The organism is Streptomyces sp. NPDC042638 (assembly GCF_040647235.1).
GTDB classification, from domain to species: Bacteria; Actinomycetota; Actinomycetes; order Streptomycetales; family Streptomycetaceae; genus Streptomyces; species Streptomyces rameus.
On record NZ_JBEZBT010000006.1, the window covers coordinates 23,513 to 39,764 of the forward strand.

Genomic DNA, 16,252 nt, shown 5'->3' on the forward strand with positions numbered 1-16,252 from the left:
CCGGTCGGTCTCAGCCTGCCGGGGGCGCTTCGACCGGCAGCACCACCCGGAACAGCGCGCCCCCGCCCGCTGCCTGGTGAGCCGTCAGCGCGGCGTGGTGGGTGTGCGCGATCTGGCGGGCCATGGCCAGCCCCAGGCCGGAGCCGGGGAGGGCACGAGCGGTCCTGGCCCGGTAGAAGCGGTCGAAGACATGGGGCAGGTCGGCGCGGTCGATACCGGGGCCGTGGTCGCGGACCGTGATCTCCAGCCGCCTGCCGTCGGCCGACCGGACCGCGGCGACCTCGACCTGGCCGCCCGGCGGGGAGAACTTGGCCGCGTTGTCCAGCAGATTGGAGAACAGCCTCGTCAGCCGGTTCGGAACGGCGGCGGCCAGGGCGGACTCGCCCGCCGGGCCGATGTCCAGAAGGAAGCCGACGTGCGGCCAGTGGTCGCGGGCGGCGGCCACGGCGTGCTCCAGGAGGGCCGCCGGCCGCACCGGTTCGAGGGCCTGCCGCGGCTCCTCGTCGCGGGCCAGGTCGATCAGATCGTTGACCAGAGTGGTCACCTCCCGCAGCTGGCGGGTGAGCGCGCCCGTCGCCCGCTCCCGCTGACGTGTGGTCAGCTGCTCCGAGCGCAGCAGGATCTCCGCGTTGGCGCGCAACGCCGTCAGCGGGGTGCGCAGTTCGTGCGAGGCGTCGGCGACCAGACGCCGCTGCGCGGCGAGGGACTCCTCCAGGGCGTCGAGCATGGTGTTGAAACTGACCGCGAGGCGGGTGATCTCGTCCTCCCGGCCGCGCCGTTCCGCCGGCAGCTCGATCCGGTGCCCGGCATCGCGCGTGGCGGTGATCCGCTCCGCCGTCGCGGTCAGCCGGGCCACCGGTGCCAGCCCCGAGCGGGACACCCAGTAGCCCAGCAGCGCCGCCACCGGCACACCGGCCCCACCGATCACGGCAAGCAGCCCGGCCGCCTGGCGCTCGGCCCGCCGGACCCCGTCGGACCGCAGCGCCACCTGCATGGCCTCCCCTTTGCCGGCGGCCGTGGTGAGCACCCGCACCGGCTGACCGGCGACCGAGGCCGTGCTGTAGTAGGGCGCCCGCTGCCGGCCGGCCACCTGGCGCACCGCGTCGGTTACGGGCAGCAGATAGCCGTCACGCGGATCGTCCGACGCCGACACCGGCACGAGCTGGGCGCAGGCGGGCGCGGCCAGGTACCGGCACTCGCCGGCCTGCACTCCCGGCCCCTGCTGCCGGTACTGCCGGACCGCCAGGGTCGCCGCCTGCGTCAGCTGCAGGTCGAACTGGCGGTGCAGGGTGTAGACGGTGACGGCGTAGGCGCCCGCGCACACGGCCAGGGCCACGCCCGCGACAGCGGCCGACGCCGTGACGGCCAGCCGGCGCCGCAGCGGCGGGCGGCGGTGCCGGCGGGGCCGGGTCATCGCTCGTCCAGCAGGTAGCCCATGCCGTGCACCGTGTGGACGAGGCGGGAGGCGCCGCCCGCCTCCAGCTTGCGGCGCAGGTACCCGACGTAGACGGCAAGCGAGTTGGAGTCCGGACCGAGATCCCGGCCCCACACCCAGCGCATGATCGTCTCCCGTTCCAGCACCTGGCCGGGGTGACGCAGCAACAGGTCGAGCAGGGCCCACTCGGTACGGGTGAACTCCAGTCGCCGCCCCGCCCGCACCGCCGTACGGCTCTCGGGGTCGGCGACCAGGTCGCCGAAGCGCAGACAGCCCGGCCGGGGCGGCTCGCCGGGACCGGCCCGGCGCAGCAGGGCCCGCAGCCGCGCCGCCAGCTCGACCAGCGAGAACGGCTTCACCAGGTAGTCGTCCGCGCCCGCGTCCAGCCCGTCCACCCGGTCGCTGACCGCGTCCAGCGCGGTCAGCACCAGGATCGGGGTACGGTCGCCCAGCGCCCGCAGCCGCCGGCACACGGCCAGCCCGTCCACCACCGGCATCATCACGTCCAGCACCAGGGCGTCCGGCTCCCAGTCCGCCACCGCCGCCAGAGCGGCGTGGCCGTCCGCCGCGCCCTGGACGGTGAAGCCCTCCAGGGTCAGTCCGTCCTCCAGGGCGGCGCGTACCTCCGGGTCGTCGTCGACGACGAGCACCCGTGCGGCGACGCCGGGTGCGGGGTCCTGAGCTGCGGTGTTCATGGGCCCAGCCTGCCAAAGAGCCCTCTTGGAAGTCTCTTGGAACGGCCCGGGACCGTGCCGGGCATGGAAACTCCGCTCTCCGTCGTGATCGGTGCGGGTGGGTGCCCGACGCGGTGATCTCGTTCGTCGGGACAGGTGCGCGACCACCTCCATCTGTTCGCCCCGGGCCGCTACGCGCTCTGACCGCTCAGAAGGCTCCCAGGTCGGAGGAGACCCAGTGTTCGGGGCGCAGGTAGACGACGAAGTGCTCGGGGAACCGGGTCCGGTCGTATTCCACGAAGGCGGCGACCTTGTCCTCGGGAAGGTAGCGCGCGGCCATCTCCCAGGACAGTTCGCGGCTGTCGGGGGCGGTTCTGACCACCGGTCCCTCCACCGACACGTAGCGCACGGTCGGTTCCGTGCGCTGCACCATCAGGCTGAAGCGGCCCGCGGAGCGGATCGCCCGGGCCTTCCGGGAATCGCGCCCGGTGCGCACCCACAACTCGCCGCCCGGCGTGTACTGGTACCAGATGGGAACGGTCAACGGGGCGCGGTCCGGCCCTTCGGCCACCGACAGCGCGCCGATGTGAGGTTCCGCCAGAAACTGCTCTCGTTCTCGTGTGGAGAGTGTCACGTACACGACCCTACGGCCCCGAGCGGCCTGTCTCTAGTCGGTGCCGCGTTCCATGACGCGGCGGGCTGCCTCGGCCTCGGCCGCCGGCGGGGACAGCTCGTCGAGGGTGTCCAGCTCGTCGTCCGCCTCCAGCTCCCGCTCCCAGGCCGCCGCGAGCTGCGCCTGCTCCTCCCGCGGCCTCGCGGCCACGGCCTCCCGGTGGTGGGGGTCCAGCGCCGCCAGGAATCGTTCCAGGGAATCCGTCGGCATGCCGTGCTCCTTGTCGCCGCGAGGGGTGCCGCTCCCGGCCCAGCATGGCCAACGCGCTCACGCCCCCCGTCCCGACACGGCTTCGGGCCACCCTGATGGCCCTGCCGTCCGACCAGCAGGGCGCGTCGGGGCCGGTCAGGTCTGCCGGGCGTGCACGGGGTCGTTGGCGATCTCGTCGGGGCACTTGCGGTGCCGCTTGTGCGACCGCCGGTCGCGCTGCCAGTCGAACGTCGCCAGAGCCAGGGACGCCACCATGCCGACGAGGCCGGCGCCCAGCGCGGTGACGAGCGCGCCGCGGTAGTCGTGGCTCCTGCCGAGCACCAGGTAGAAGAGGCCGGGCAGGGCGGCGGTCCCCAGCGCGGCGCCCAGCCGCTGCCCCGTCTGCAGGGCGCCGCCCGCCGCGCCCGCCATGCGCACGGGGACGTCCCGCAGGGTCATGGTGATGTTGGGGGACACCACGAAGCCGCTGCCGATGCCGCCGAGGAAGAGCACCGGGGCCGCGACCCAGGGAGCGATGGGCAGGGGCGCGAAACGGAGCAGCAGCGCCGTGCCGCCCAGGCCGACGACCACACCCGCGAGTCCGCACACGGTGAGCAGGCGGCCGTACCGCTCCACCAGCCGGCCGGACAGCACGGCCGCGCTCGCCGAGCCGAGGGCGAAGGGTGTCACGGCGAGCCCGGAGCGCAGCGGGGAGAAGCCGAGGCCGCGCTGGTATAAGAGGGCGAAGACCAGCCAGACACCGCTGAAGCCGATGAAGTACAGCGTGCCGATGCCGGCGCCGACGGCGTAGCCGCGCACGGTGGTGAACAGGCGCGGGTCGAGCAGCGGCTGGGCACCCCGGGTGACGAGGCGTCGCTGCCATCGGGTGAAGACGGCGAGGAGCGCCGCGCCGACGACGAACAGCCACCAAAGGCGGCCGAGGCCGCCGGATTCGGCCTGTACCAGCGGATACATGAGCGCGAGGACGCCGAGGCCGAGGAGCAGCACGCCGACCACGTCCACGCTGCCCCGCCCGGAGCGGCGGACGCGCGGGAGCAGCCGGCGGCCGAGGAGCACGGCGAGGATGCCGATGGGGACGTTGACGTAGAAGATCCACCGCCAGCCCTGGGCGCCGGAGGCGAGCGCGAGGATGGCACCGCCGGTGATGGGGCCGGCGGCGGAGGAGATGCCGACGGTGGCGCCGAAGAAGCCGAAGGCGCGACCGCGCTCGGCGCCGCGGAACATCTGCTGGATGAGCGCGGAGTTCTGGGGCGCCATGAAACCGGCCGCGAGACCCTGGGCGAGGCGGGCCACCACCAGCAGCGTGATGTCCGGGGCCGCTCCGCACGCCGCGCTGAAGACGACGAAGGCGCTGAGGGCCAGCAGGAAGATACGGCGCCGGTCCAGGGCGTCACCGAGACGGCCGGCGGTGACGAGGGCGAGCGCGAAGGTGAGGGCGTAGCCGGAGACCACCCACTGCACCTGCGCGGGGGAGGCGTGCAGCTCGCGCTGGATGGTGGGCAGGGCGACCGCCACGATGGTGACGTCGAGCAGGCTCATGAACCCGGCGACCAGCGTCACCCACAGGGCATGCCAGCGGTTCGGATCCGGCTCGTACCCGTCCTCCCGGGCAGCCGGCTCCGGACCGCCCGCGGCTGACGTCGAGGCTGTCACCCGGCCTCCTCTCACCGTGCGCACCCGGGCGGGACAGGTTCCCCTGTGCGGACGGGGCACACATACCGCCGCTGCGGAGAGCAGGGCGGTGCCTCGTGAGACGGGCGAGCGCTGACGCCGCGACGCGGCCATGTCACGCCTGGACCGGGACTGACGGCGCGCAGCCCGCGCGCGGGGGCGGTCGGCCCGGCCGGCGCGGGGCGAGGTGGTACGGAGGCCCGTGGCGAAGGAAGACTCCCGCGTCCCGCACGGTTGGGCGCAGGCGACGGTGGTTACTCCGGACCATATGGACGACGACAAGCCGCTTGCCCTGGTGACCGGGGTCTCCAGCGGAATCGGATACGCACTGGCCAGGCAGTTCGCCGAGCACGGCTACGATCTGCTGATCAACGCGGAGGACGACCGCCTGGAGCACGCCGCGCTGCTGCTGCGCGAGACGGGCGCCGGGGTCCGCGCCGTACAGGCCGATCTCCGGACGGCGGCGGGCGTGGACCGGCTGGTCGCGGCCACCATCGCCCTGGAGATAGACGTCGCCGTCCTCAATGCCGGGGTGGGACGGGGCGGGGCCTTCGTGGACACGGACCTGGACGACGACCTCTCCGTGATCGATCTGAACGTGACCTCCACGGTGCGGCTCGCCAAGCCGCTGGTGCGTGACATGCTCCGCCGCGGCTCGGGCCGGCTGGCGTTCACGTCCTCCATCGCGGCCACCATGCCGGGGCCCTTCCAGCCGGTGTACAACGCCTCGAAGTCGTTCGTGCAGTCCTTCTCCGAGGCGCTGCGCAACGAGCTCAAGGACACGGACGTCACCGTCACCGCGTTCCTGCCCGGGCCGACCGGCACCGACTTCTTCCGCCGGGCGGACATGGGCGACACCAAAGTCGGCACCGCGGACAAGGACGACCCGGACGACGTGGCCCGCCAGGCCTTCGACGCGATCGTCCACGGACACGCGAAGAAGGTCACCGGCTCCTTGAGGACCAGGGCCCAGGGTCTGGCGAACAAGATCCTGCCGGACAGCGTCAAGGCCGCCATGCACCGCTCGATGGCGGAGCCGGGATCCGCCGACGACCCGGACGGACATCGCTGAGGGTCAACGGCCCGGAGGCGGGGCAGGTTTGCGCCGGGAGGCACGGGCAACGCGAAGTCCATGACTGAGACGAACAACGAGACGGGCAAGCAGTCCGGGCCGGCGCAGGACACCGCCGCGAAGGCCAGGCGGGCGGCGGACAAGGCGACGGCACCGGCCGGCCGCGCGGCGAAGAAGGCGGTGGCGGGTACGGACGACGCGGTGTCCGCCGCGAAGTCGGGGACCGAACGAGCGGCCGAGGCGACCGGTGCGGCGGCCCGCACGGCGGCTCGGGGTGTCGAATCGGGGCGTCAGGCGATCGTCACGGCGTCGGGCCAGGTCGCGGCCACCGCCAAGACGGCCTGGGCGGTCGTCGCCCACCGCAAGATGCTCGCCGCCGGTGTGGGCGCGGGCCTCACCGCGCTGAGCGCGGCGTCGTACACGTGGGGGCGCCGGGCCGAGCGCCATACGCACGGGCCGCTCACCCGCTGGACCCAGGGCCGTATCTGACGTGCTGCCGGGCCTCGCCCTGCGCGGGGCCGGCTCGTGAGCGGAGCGACCGACTTCGTCCGCTTTCGTTGGAACTTGAACATCTGGTGTGGTGTCCCGCACCGTCCTACGCTCCCTCCATGGAGTTGGAGGTGAGGCACCTTCGCGTTCTCTGCGCCATCGCGGACACCGGCAGTGTGCACAAGGCGGCACGCGAACTCGGCCTGGCGCAGCCTTCGTTGAGTACCCAGCTGCGGCGCATCGAGCGCACGCTGGGTGCCCAGCTCTTCGTGCGTGCCCGGACCGGCTGCCGGCCCACCCCGCTGGGGCTGGCCGTGCTCAGCCGGGCCAGGCCGCTGGTGGCGGAGCTGGCGGCGATCGTGACCGAGACCAGGGCCGCCGCCGCCCGGGCCGCCGACGGGTTCCAGCTGCGCATCGGCGCCACGGCGAGCCGGGCCATCCCGGGCTGGCTCCGGCTGCTGAGGGCACGGCTGCCGCGCATCGAACCGACGCTGCGGATGAGCGGGTCCGCCAACGCCCTGCTGGAGATGGTCGCCGCGGGCCGGCTCGACACGGCCTTCGTGCACGAGGTCGAGGGAAGTGCGCTGCGCGTTCCGCCGGGCCTGCGCCTGCGCGTGCTCGTCGAGCGGGAACCGCAGTTCGTCACGCTCGCCGCGGACCATCCGGCGGCGTCACGGCGTCAGGTCAGCCTGTCGGACCTCGCCGGCGACCGCTGGATGGTCGACTCCACGGTCGACGGCGAGTGGGACGCGCTGTGCCGGGTGCTCCGCGCGGCGGGCCTTGATTCCGAGATCCTGCACGGCGACTACCTCACCGCGTATTCACTGGCCGCCATCGGCGAGGTGGTCACGGTCAGCCAGCCGACGGCCCATCCCCGGCCGGATTGCGCGATCCGCCCCCTGGAGGGCGACCCGATCGGGGTACGGCTGCTGCTGGCCGCCCGCACGGAGTCCGAACTGGACGACGTCTACCCCGAGTTGCAGGAGGCCTACTGGGCGGTGGCCCGTGACGCTCCGGCCTACCGGCAGTGGCTGGCGCGAGCGCGGGTGCCCGACGAGCCGGAGCCGTCGGACCCCCGTGAGGCGGTGTGCCGGCTCGTCACAGGCCGGCCGGGCACAGCTGCCGGGCCTCGCCGCCCCTGATCGCCGCGGTGACGCACCCGCCGGGCAGGCCGTCGTGTGTGACGGCGGAGAAGTTGGCAGTCACGGTCAGCACGCCGTCGCCGAAGGTCGTCCGCTGGACCCGGCGGTCCGGCGTCAGCCAGCGGAAGCCGGTCATCGGCTCGGTCGCCGCAGCCCTGTGCAGGGGCGCGAAGTACTTCTGGAGCCGTGCGATCCGTTCGCCGTGGCGGTCGAGTTCAAACTGGTCGAGCACGAGATTGAGGGGCACGTTGTAGAGCATCGCCAGCAGCGCGCGGGTGCGGCTCTGGTCCGGCAGCTTCGACCACGGCAGTTCCCAGCGCTCGGTGCTGATCACCGAGTCGTGCAGCACGGTCTGGTAGAGCGGCACCCGGTACCTCGGGTCGTACATCGCCTTGGCGACGTCGGCCGGGAGGCGAACCGGCTTGAAGTAGATGCCGGGCGCCCCGGCGGGCGTGTAGCCGCCCCAGGTCGCGCGGTCCCTCTCCAGCGCCCACAGCCGGTCGGTGACCGGCGTGCCCGAGCCGTGGCTGAACGACAGCACGCCGTTCGCCCACGATCCGGCGCTCTCCGACCCCAGCACCAGCCTCCGGTCGCCGGACAGCCGGGCCATGCGCTCCAGCCGGTTCCGGCGGTCGCGGGCCTTGGTCATCGGGTGCGCGGGGGTGTGGTCGGTGAACAGCTCGCCGGCGGCGTCGACGTCGAGGAAGTAGCTGTCGGCACCGTTCGCGGTCATCTCCCGGGTCCGGTCGGCGAGAAGGTGCCGGGAGGGCTCGGCCCGCCGCAGCGCCTCGGAACTGACATAGCAGCCGCGCCCGCCGAACCCGGTGACGGGCTTGCCGTCAGGTCCGTGCACGCAGGCGTCCGGCCACACCCCGGCGGGCCACTTCGACACCGAGGTGTCGGCCGAGCCGGGGTCCTGGGCGTTGGCCCAGGAGTCGTACGGCCCCACGAGGTAGCCGGACCGCTCGGCCGCGTGCGTCGCCTCGGCGTCCATGGGGGAGCCGTCGGCGTCGTAACCGAGCCACATCCGGTCGATGCCGAGCTGCCGCAGCCGGCGGACGCCCTCGGCGGTCCGCGCCCGGCCCCAGGTGTAGGCGTGGAAGGCGCCCACCAGCTTGCCGACGTCCGGGTTCCGGGCGATCTTCTCGCGCAGGGTGGTGATGCCGCCGTGCGTGGTCAGCCAGGCGCGGTAGTCGCGGGCCGCGGCCACCGGCGAGCCGTCGGTGAGTGCGAAGGTCACCCTGTAGTCCGCCGTGCCCTCACGCGCCGAGAACGCGTGCTCGGTCTCGGTGTGCAGCCGGCCGGCGGCGGAGACGAACTTCAGCGTGGTCCCGATGTCGGTCTCGGCGATGTAGCTCGCGCCGTGCCGTCCCGACAGGCTCGTGCCCCAGAACGGCATCGTCAGGCCGTCGGCCATGCCCGCCTCCGAGCCGGCGAGCCCCGCCCGCGCCGAGTTCCACCACCGGTCGGCGACCGGCACCGACAGACCCTCACCGCGCGGCACCTGCACGTCCCTCGTGGCCGGGTCGCCGCCGGTCACCGGCCAGGTCAGGGTGGACCCGGACCGCCCGGCCGAGTGCACGGACACCGCCAGCCGCCCTTCGCGCGCGGACGCGGTGACCGTCAGCCCTTTCGCCGCGTACCGCCAGGTCGCCCTGCCGCCGTGCACCGACACCTTCCCGGCGGGGCCGAGTCCGCCGGCCGCGGGCGCGGAGAGCTGCCAGGTGCGGCCGTCGTCGGCCCGGGCGCGTACGGACAGCGTCGCGGTGTCCACCACCGCGCGTCCGCCGGCGACGGGAACGGTCACCTGACCCCCGTGCGCCTCGACATGCGGACGGCCGCCGGGGCCCGTACCGAACGCGGTGGCCGTGCCCACGACACCGACCACCGTGAGCGCACCGCCCAGCGCGATGATCTTCTTCCTGGTGTTCCTGATCTTCCTCGTCCTCATGGCCGGCCACTGTGGTGACGCGGGATAAGAGACTTCTAAGAACGTGCCGTGCGCGGCCGGTCCGCTCTCCCGCGGGCCTCAGTCCCGCTGCCCCCAGGCCATCGCCATGCCGGGTCCGAGTTCGGCGAGCCGGGGTGAGGCCAGGTACGCGAGCGCCTCGTCGACGACCGCCGCGTCCACCTGGCCGGTCGCCTCCAGAGCGGGGCGCATCCGGCTCCATGTCTCGGCCCAGAACAGGGCCAGGGGGCTGCCGGCCACGAGCGGCGGGCTGAACAGTTCCGCGGCGACGTCGTGCAGCCCCTCCTCTCTCAGGAAGTGCGGGTACGCCGGGACGTGGGAGATGTCGGTGCCGATCGTCGACCGCAGCGCCCGCCACATGGCGTCCATGGTGCGCCGGTACGCGGACGAGGAGTCCAGGGCGTCCGGTACCTCCAGGGCGTCGCCCAGTACCAGCCGGCCGCCGGGGTTGAGCCACCCCGCGAGCCGCGTGATGATCCGGCGCCGCTGGGGGAGGTGCATGAGGACGAACCTGGCGTGGATGAGGTCGAAGCCGCCCGGGCGCAGGGTCTCGTCGGTGAGATCGGCGGTGATCACCCGCAGCCGAGGCGTTCGCAGGGCGTCCAGCGCGCCGGTGTCCCGGTCCAGGGCGACCACCTCGTCGACCCCCGCCTCCTCCAGCAGCCACCGTGCCACCGTTCCGGTCCCGGCGCCCACCTCCAGGCAGCGGCTGCCCGGCCCGACGCCCAGGGCCCGTAGCCGGCGGGTGGTCACCGGGTCGTAGACCAGCGCGGCGGCGTCGATCCGCTCCGCTTCCCGCGGGTCTTCCGGTGCGAACAGGTCCTCGCCGTAGCGGCCTTCTTCGGGCGCGGACCCGCCCGCGGGGGAACTCGTCATGAACCGGACCTCCTGCCCTGGCGGCCGTGCGCGTCTCGGGCTACGTGTACGTGTACGTGACGGTCCGCGTACAGGTGCGCGCGCCGGCTCGCGCATAACGGTACATAAAGGGTCAGCCGTCGCCCAGCGCCGTGAGGAGGCGCGCGCAGCGGGCCGTCATCTCGGCCGCGCTCTGGTCCGGATGGTCCGACCACCAGCGCATGACGGCGGTCACGGCGTACTGCCAGACCTCGTTGAGGAGTTGGTGGTCGAGGGGGTCGTCGTGTCCGGCGCCGGTGAGGAGCCGGGCGGCACCGGCGGCGCCCATGGCGGCGAGGCGCCCGCGGAAGCGGCGAACGGCGTCGCGCAGCTCACCGTCCGGCGGCAGGGCGGGGTCGTAGAGGACGGACCAGGCGTGCCGGTGCCGTTCGACCGTGGCGAAGATCGCGTGGAGGGTGTCCAGCGCGTGGTCCGTCGAGCCGCTGCGGGACCGGGCGGCGGCCACGGCGTCCACCAGCAGGGCGCCGACCCGGTGGACGCAGGCGAGGTAGAGGCCGTCCTTGGTGTCGAAGTAGCTGTAGACCAGAGGTTTGGAGATTCCCGCGCGCCGTGCGACGGCGGCGACCGACACGCCTGCGTAGCCGTGGGTGCCGAACTCCTCCACGGCCACGTCGATGATCTGCCGCTCCCGGTCCGCGCGGGAGACGCCCTTCGTTCCGGCCTTGCCCATGAGGGTGAGCGTACTCCACCATGTGACCCATCGGTAATTTACCCGAGGGTCAATTCAAGGGGGTGCGGCGTCATGACGCGGTCGTGGTGGGGCTGGGGAAATGTCGAGGACGCGGTGGACGGAGCCGAACTGCGGGCGCTGCTGAACCGCGTGCGGGCGCTCGTGCCCGGCGACCTGGCCGGTCACGAGCCGCCCGGCATCGCCTCGCTCGGCCTTCCCGCTCCCCGGGTGACCCCGCCCGTCTCGCTCGCCGCCCTGTGCTCCGCCGAACCGGCCGACCGTGCCGCGCACGCGCACGGCAAGGCGTTCCGGGACGTGGTGCGCAACCTGCAGGGGGATCTGCGCCATGTACCGGACCTGGTCGCGCGGCCCCGCGACGAACGCGACGTGACCGACCTCCTCGACTGGTGCGGCCGTGCGGGCATCGCGGTGATCCCCTACGGCGGCGGCAGCTCGGTGGTCGGCGGTGTGGAACCGCGGTGCGAAGACCACCCCGCCGTGGTCACCGTGGATCTGGAGCGCATGGACCGGGTCCTGGAGGTCGACAGCACGAGCCGGGCCGCGCGGATCCAGGCCGGCGTCTTCGGCCCGCGCCTGGAGGACCAGCTCAGGCCGCACGGCCTGACCCTGCGTCATTTCCCGCAGTCCTTCGAGTTCTCCACGCTCGGCGGCTGGCTCGCCACACGGGCGGGCGGCCACTACGCGACGCTGTACACCCGCATCGACGACCTCGTCGAGTCGATGCGGGTCGTCACGCCGAGCGGGGTCAGCGCGTCCCGACGGTTGCCGGGATCGGGCGCGGGGCCGTCACCGGACCGGCTCTTCCTGGGCAGCGAGGGCACGCTGGGCGTCATCACCGAGGCGTGGATGCGTCTCCAGGACCGGCCTCGATGGCGCGCCCGGGCGTCGGTGCGGTTCGATGACTACGCGGCGGCCGTGGCGGCCACCCGGGCCATCGCGCAGAGCGGCCTGAACCCGGCGAACTGCCGGCTCCTGGACGCGTCGGAGGCACTGCTCAACGCGGGCGTCAGCGTGGGCGGCGGCGTACTCGTCCTCGGCTTCGAGTCCGCCGCGCATCCGGTGCACCGCAGCCTGGAACGAGCCCTGGAGCTGTGCCGCGACCACGGCGGAGAGGCGTCCGCCGACACCCGCGCGGCATCCGGCGCGCCCTCCGGGAGCGGGCCGGGAGAGGGCACGGCCGGAGGGTCCGCCGTGGACACCTGGCGTTCGGCGTTCCTGCGGATGCCCTACCAGCGTGACGCGCTCGCCCGTCACTCGGTGATCGCCGAGACGTTCGAGACGGCGTGCACCTGGGACACCTTCGAGACACTCCACCGGGCGGTCACCGAGGCGGCGCGGCAGGCCATGCGCGAGACCACCGGCACCGGGGTGGTCACCTGCCGGTTCACCCACGTCTATCCCGACGGGCCCGCCCCGTACTTCGGCGTGTACGCACCCGGCCGCTGGGGCGGCATGGTGGCGCAGTGGGACCACATCAAGGCCGCCGTGTCCGAGGCGATCGAGACGTCCGGCGGCACGATCACCCACCACCACGCGGTCGGCCGCGACCACCGCCCCTGGTACGACCGCCAGCGCCCCGGCCCCTTCGCCGCCGCGCTGTCCGCCGCCAAGACGGCCCTGGACCCGGCCGGGATCCTCAATCCCGGAGTGCTGCTGCCGGCGCGGTGACGCCACCGCCTCGTCGCCTCCGGCGCCCGGGAGGACACCCGGCCACGGGTTCCGCGCGTCGGTGCAGCGCTACGGCGACGAGGGTGCGGGGGGCCGACCGCCGGGCCGCCGCCCGTACGGCCCGCCGACATCCGTCGTTCGCCCGACTGCGGCAGCGTGGCCGTATGACGCACGACCGAATACCGTCCGTGGACGCGCTCATGGCGCTGCTGGCCGACTGCGAGGACGTCTGGGACACCCCGGACCGCTCCGGTGATCCTGTGGACATCCTCGATCACGGGCTCCAGGTGGCGGCCCTGCTGGCCGAACGTCACCCGGAGGACGAGGAACTGCACGTGGCCGGACTCGTCCACGACATCGGCCACTACCTGGTGCCCGCCGACGAGGCGGCACACGGCGGACACGCCGCCGAGGCGGTCGAAGGTCTGCTCGGGCCGAGGGTCGCCCGCCTGGTCGCCGCGCACATCCCGGCCAAACGCTATCTGGCCGCCGCCGACCCGCGGCTGGTGCTCTCACCGGAGAGCGCCCGCACGCTCGGCTGCCAGGGCGGCCCGATGTCTCCCGAGGAGGCGGCGGACTTCGAGGCCCACCCGGACTTCCCCGCGGCGATCGCCCTGCGCAGGGCGGACGACGCGGGGAAGGTGGTGGGCTTGCCGGTGGGGTCGTTGGAGTCGTGGCGGCCGGTGGTCCGGCGCGTGGCCGCCGGTGGTCGGGCGGCCGGGTGAAGCCGTGGACCGCGGGCCCGGTCGCCGGGCGGTCCCCGGCGTCTTCGTAACCGGCCGGTGGACGATCCGGTCGGGGTACGAGCCCGGTCCCGGCATCACCACCGCGGGCGACGCCCGTGTCACCGGGGCGTCCCGGGAGGACGGGTGCGGGCGGGCGCGCGGACACCGGCACCGCTACCGCTACCGCTCGGGGCGACGGCGCCGCGGCCGGGACGGGCGGACACGGTCACCGGCGGCGGGCCGGCGGGCAGCCGACCAGGCAGCCCTGCCGTGCCGTCGGGTCATCGCTGTCGGGCCGTCCGGACCGGCCCCTCGTCCCGCAGGGCGGCGCGCATGGCGCACAGGCGCCGGTGCTGCACATTGCTGCCAAGGATGCTCCAGCCCACGAACACCACGGTGAGGACCGCGTATCCGATCGCCTGGCGCACCGTCCCGGTCAGCGCCATCAGTGCGGTGACAGCGGTGAACAGCACCGCCAGGCCGACCAGGGCGGCCACCCGGTGGCGCGTGCGGCGAAGGCGCTGTGCCACGAGGTCGCCCATGGCCGCACGCTCCTTCGGCGCCGTCGGTACCTCACCATGGCGCAGTTTGAGCTCCAGCGCCACGAGATCGTCCGCCGAACCGCCGGCGGCACGCTTCTCCCGGCGCCGCCGGGCGAGGAACAGGCCGATCGCGCCGAGAGAGGTGACCGTCGTGCGCACCAGGACCGACAGAACGGACCGCCCCGGGAACAGGAGCATGACCAGAGCGCTGGCGGCGAGGACGGAGAGGACCAGCTGCAGCCACACGTGCCGGCCGAGAAAGGCACCTACGCGTTCCATGACCAACCTCCCCGGGTCACACCCGTGACCGGCGCCGGACGGCCGACACGCGCGTCACGAGGGCCGCGCCCAGCAGGATCCACGCCACACCCGCGTAGGCCCAGCGCGCCGATCCGTTCAGGGAGCCGATGGACTCCAGCACCGCCCAGACCGCCAGCACCACGCACAGACTGGTCCACGCGATGTCCCCGACCCGTGCGCGCAACTGCTCGCGTTGTCCCGTGCCGGGCTCCAAGTCCCCGATTCCCTGGTCCTGCAAGGGTTCTCGCTGAGGCACGCCGGCCCCTCCTCCGTCTGCCGTTTCCGTCATGCTGTGCCCGGCGGATACCCCGGGAGCGCCCGCACAAGTGCCCAAAGTGGCGCAGATAGACGGAAGTTGGGCCTCCGGGTGCCGGTGTCCGCATGCCCGGGGTCATGCCCCGGCCGGGTCATGCCCCGGCCGGGTCGCCGCCCGTCAGACGAAGGCGCTCTCACCGGTGATCGCCTTTCCGACGATCAGGGTGTTCATCTCCCGGGTGCCTTCGAAGGAGTAGATGGCCTCCGCGTCCGCGAAGAAGCGCGCCACGTCGTAGTCCAGGACGATGCCGTTGCCCCCGAATATCTCCCGGGCCCAGGCGACGACTTCGCGCATGCGGCCGGTGACGTGCGCCTTGGCCAGGGACGAGTGCTCGTCCCGGAACACCCCGGCGTCCTGCAGCCGGGCGAGCTGGAGCAGCATCCCCCAACTCGACGTGATGTTTCCCAGGCTCTTGACCAGGAGGTCCTGCACGAGCTGGAACCCCGCGAGCGGACGGCCGAACTGCTCCCTCTCCTTGGCGTAGGAAAGCGCCAGTTCATACGCCCCGATCATGACGCCGAGCGCCTGCCAGGCGACGCCACTGCGCGTGGCGCGCAGGATCTCGGCCACGTCCCGGAACGACGACACGTTCTGCAGCCGGTCGGTTTCCGGCACCCGGACGTCGGTGAGGGTGATGTCCGCGTTCTCGACGATGCGCAGCGACGTCTTGTGGGCGATCTTCTCGGCCGTGAACCCGGGTGTGCCCTTGCCGACGACGAAGCCCTTGACCTGGTCGTCGGCGACGTCACGGGCCCACACGACGACATGGTCGGCGAAGGTCGCGTTGCCGATCCAGCGTTTGGCACCGTCGAGCACCCAGGTGTCGCCCTCGCGCCGCGCCGTCGTGCGCATGCCGGCCGCGATGTCGGAACCGTCGAGCGGCTCCGTGAGCGCGAACGCCCCGATGGTGTCCATCCTCGCCATGGCCGGCAGCCACCGGTCACGCTGCTCCTGGTCGCCACCGACCTGGATCGCGTACATGGCGAGGCCGTTGTGCACACCGAAGAAGGTGGCGACGGAGGCGTCGACGCGGCTCATCTCCATGGCCATCATCCCCGTCAGCACATGGCTCGCGGCCGGTCCCGGTTCGCCGTAGCCCTCGTACGCCAGCCCGGCCAGCCCACTCTCACGGAACCGCCCGATCAGCTCCTCGGGGAAGCTGCCGGCGGCCCAGTGCTCGGCCACCAGCGGGCGGACCTGTTCCCGCATGAACGCCCTGGTCCGGTGGAGGACTTCGCGTTCCTCCTTCGTCAGGGCGGCCTCGAAGTCGTAGAAGTCGGCGACGTTCTGCTGTTCCGTGGGAGTAGTCATGGGGCACTTCTTCCACGCTTGCGCCGTGCGATGCCCGAGCCGGCGGGTGCGGGGTCAGGGCGCGCCGCCGGGTCCGGCCGGCGCCTGTGCCCGCCGTACCGCGGCCCGGTCCACCGAGGGGTGCCCTCCGGCCTCCCACAGGCACCAGGTCGACCACAGCAGCAGGACCAGGAAGACGGCGAGCAGGCCCAGCAGCACCACCGTCTGCCGTGCCGACCCGTCGTCCCGGACCATGCCCAGCAACAGGCAGGAGGTCCAGGCCAGTACACCGCCCGCGTACACGGCCCGCAGCCGTCGCAACTGACGTATCGAACCCATCGTCACCTTCCGGCAGCTCGCCTCACGTGTCGTCCTGCCGGTACCCCCGCCGGGCGACTTCACCGCATGCGACGGTGGCCGCCTCGTTCGTGCGGCGCGTCGGGCCGGCGGCCGGTTCGGACGTCTTCGCC

17 protein-coding genes are annotated in these 16,252 nt (G+C 73.3%); 5 read left to right on the top strand and 12 right to left on the bottom strand.

The features are described 5' to 3' along the window. Positions 1-10: 10 nt before the first annotated feature. The 5 genes from AB0B40_RS07275 to AB0B40_RS07295 all read right to left on the bottom strand — a co-directional run bounded on the left by AB0B40_RS07275 (position 11) and on the right by AB0B40_RS07295 (position 4,645). The gene (locus AB0B40_RS07275; RefSeq protein WP_362263438.1) at positions 11-1,414 is read right to left on the bottom strand and encodes a HAMP domain-containing sensor histidine kinase; all 1,404 of its coding nucleotides are present in this window, start codon (positions 1,412-1,414) and stop codon (positions 11-13) included. After that, positions 1,411-2,130, bottom strand: coding sequence for a response regulator transcription factor (locus AB0B40_RS07280; RefSeq protein ID WP_362263440.1), 720 nt, complete (start codon positions 2,128-2,130; stop codon positions 1,411-1,413). The genes AB0B40_RS07275 and AB0B40_RS07280 overlap by 4 nt, the downstream gene beginning before the upstream one ends. A gap of 187 nt (positions 2,131-2,317) precedes the next feature. Beyond that, positions 2,318-2,743 (bottom strand): pyridoxamine 5'-phosphate oxidase family protein, encoded by a 426-nt coding sequence (locus AB0B40_RS07285; protein ID WP_345059401.1) that lies wholly within the window; start codon positions 2,741-2,743, stop codon positions 2,318-2,320. Between the two features lie 33 nt (positions 2,744-2,776). Next, entirely contained in the window at positions 2,777-2,992 is a 216-nt protein-coding gene (locus AB0B40_RS07290) for a hypothetical protein (RefSeq protein ID WP_345059403.1), read from the bottom strand. A 135-nt stretch (positions 2,993-3,127) separates the two neighbouring features. After that, complete coding sequence (locus tag AB0B40_RS07295; RefSeq protein ID WP_362263442.1) at positions 3,128-4,645, bottom strand: MFS transporter; 1,518 nt, start codon at positions 4,643-4,645, stop codon at positions 3,128-3,130. 286 nt (positions 4,646-4,931) lie between these two features. Here AB0B40_RS07295 and AB0B40_RS07300 point away from each other — a divergent pair, with 286 nt between their 5' ends. The 3 genes from AB0B40_RS07300 to AB0B40_RS07310 all read left to right on the top strand — a co-directional run bounded on the left by AB0B40_RS07300 (position 4,932) and on the right by AB0B40_RS07310 (position 7,366). Next, on the top strand, positions 4,932-5,735 hold the full coding sequence (locus AB0B40_RS07300; RefSeq protein ID WP_362263444.1) for an SDR family NAD(P)-dependent oxidoreductase: 804 nt from the start codon (positions 4,932-4,934) through the stop codon (positions 5,733-5,735). Between the two features lie 60 nt (positions 5,736-5,795). Further along, positions 5,796-6,224, top strand: coding sequence for a hypothetical protein (locus AB0B40_RS07305; RefSeq protein WP_345059409.1), 429 nt, complete (start codon positions 5,796-5,798; stop codon positions 6,222-6,224). A 119-nt stretch (positions 6,225-6,343) separates the two neighbouring features. Continuing rightward, positions 6,344-7,366, top strand: coding sequence for a LysR family transcriptional regulator (locus tag AB0B40_RS07310; protein WP_345059411.1), 1,023 nt, complete (start codon positions 6,344-6,346; stop codon positions 7,364-7,366). Here the strand turns inward: AB0B40_RS07310 and AB0B40_RS07315 are convergent. From AB0B40_RS07315 to AB0B40_RS07325, 3 genes are all read right to left on the bottom strand, one after another. Further along, positions 7,323-9,317 carry a glycoside hydrolase gene (locus AB0B40_RS07315; RefSeq protein WP_362263446.1) on the bottom strand — a complete coding sequence of 665 codons (1,995 nt, stop codon included), beginning with the start codon at positions 9,315-9,317 and terminating at the stop codon, positions 7,323-7,325. The two genes, AB0B40_RS07310 and AB0B40_RS07315, sit on opposite strands and share 44 nt — an antisense overlap. Positions 9,318-9,395: 78 nt before the next feature. Then, positions 9,396-10,211: a class I SAM-dependent methyltransferase gene (locus AB0B40_RS07320; RefSeq protein WP_345059415.1), complete on the bottom strand. Its 816-nt coding sequence runs from the start codon at positions 10,209-10,211 to the stop codon at positions 9,396-9,398. 112 nt (positions 10,212-10,323) lie between these two features. After that, positions 10,324-10,920 carry a helix-turn-helix domain-containing protein gene (locus AB0B40_RS07325; protein WP_362263448.1) on the bottom strand — a complete coding sequence of 199 codons (597 nt, stop codon included), beginning with the start codon at positions 10,918-10,920 and terminating at the stop codon, positions 10,324-10,326. Between the two features lie 72 nt (positions 10,921-10,992). On the opposite strand from AB0B40_RS07325, the gene AB0B40_RS07330 reads away from it, so the two are divergent. Beyond that, the gene (locus AB0B40_RS07330; protein WP_362263450.1) at positions 10,993-12,609 is read left to right on the top strand and encodes an FAD-binding oxidoreductase; all 1,617 of its coding nucleotides are present in this window, start codon (positions 10,993-10,995) and stop codon (positions 12,607-12,609) included. A 164-nt stretch (positions 12,610-12,773) separates the two neighbouring features. After that, positions 12,774-13,334 (top strand): HD domain-containing protein, encoded by a 561-nt coding sequence (locus AB0B40_RS07335; RefSeq protein ID WP_362263452.1) that lies wholly within the window; start codon positions 12,774-12,776, stop codon positions 13,332-13,334. 281 nt (positions 13,335-13,615) lie between these two features. Here the strand turns inward: AB0B40_RS07335 and AB0B40_RS07340 are convergent, their stop codons facing one another. The 4 genes from AB0B40_RS07340 to AB0B40_RS07355 all read right to left on the bottom strand — a co-directional run bounded on the left by AB0B40_RS07340 (position 13,616) and on the right by AB0B40_RS07355 (position 16,121). Continuing rightward, positions 13,616-14,155 (bottom strand): hypothetical protein, encoded by a 540-nt coding sequence (locus tag AB0B40_RS07340; RefSeq protein WP_345059422.1) that lies wholly within the window; start codon positions 14,153-14,155, stop codon positions 13,616-13,618. A gap of 16 nt (positions 14,156-14,171) precedes the next feature. Then, positions 14,172-14,432, bottom strand: coding sequence for a hypothetical protein (locus tag AB0B40_RS07345; protein ID WP_362263454.1), 261 nt, complete (start codon positions 14,430-14,432; stop codon positions 14,172-14,174). 177 nt (positions 14,433-14,609) lie between these two features. After that, positions 14,610-15,803, bottom strand: a complete 1,194-nt coding sequence (locus tag AB0B40_RS07350; RefSeq protein ID WP_345059426.1) for an acyl-CoA dehydrogenase family protein — start codon at positions 15,801-15,803, stop codon at positions 14,610-14,612. A gap of 54 nt (positions 15,804-15,857) precedes the next feature. Next, complete coding sequence (locus tag AB0B40_RS07355) at positions 15,858-16,121, bottom strand: hypothetical protein (RefSeq protein ID WP_345059428.1); 264 nt, start codon at positions 16,119-16,121, stop codon at positions 15,858-15,860. Positions 16,122-16,252: the final 131 nt, after the last annotated feature.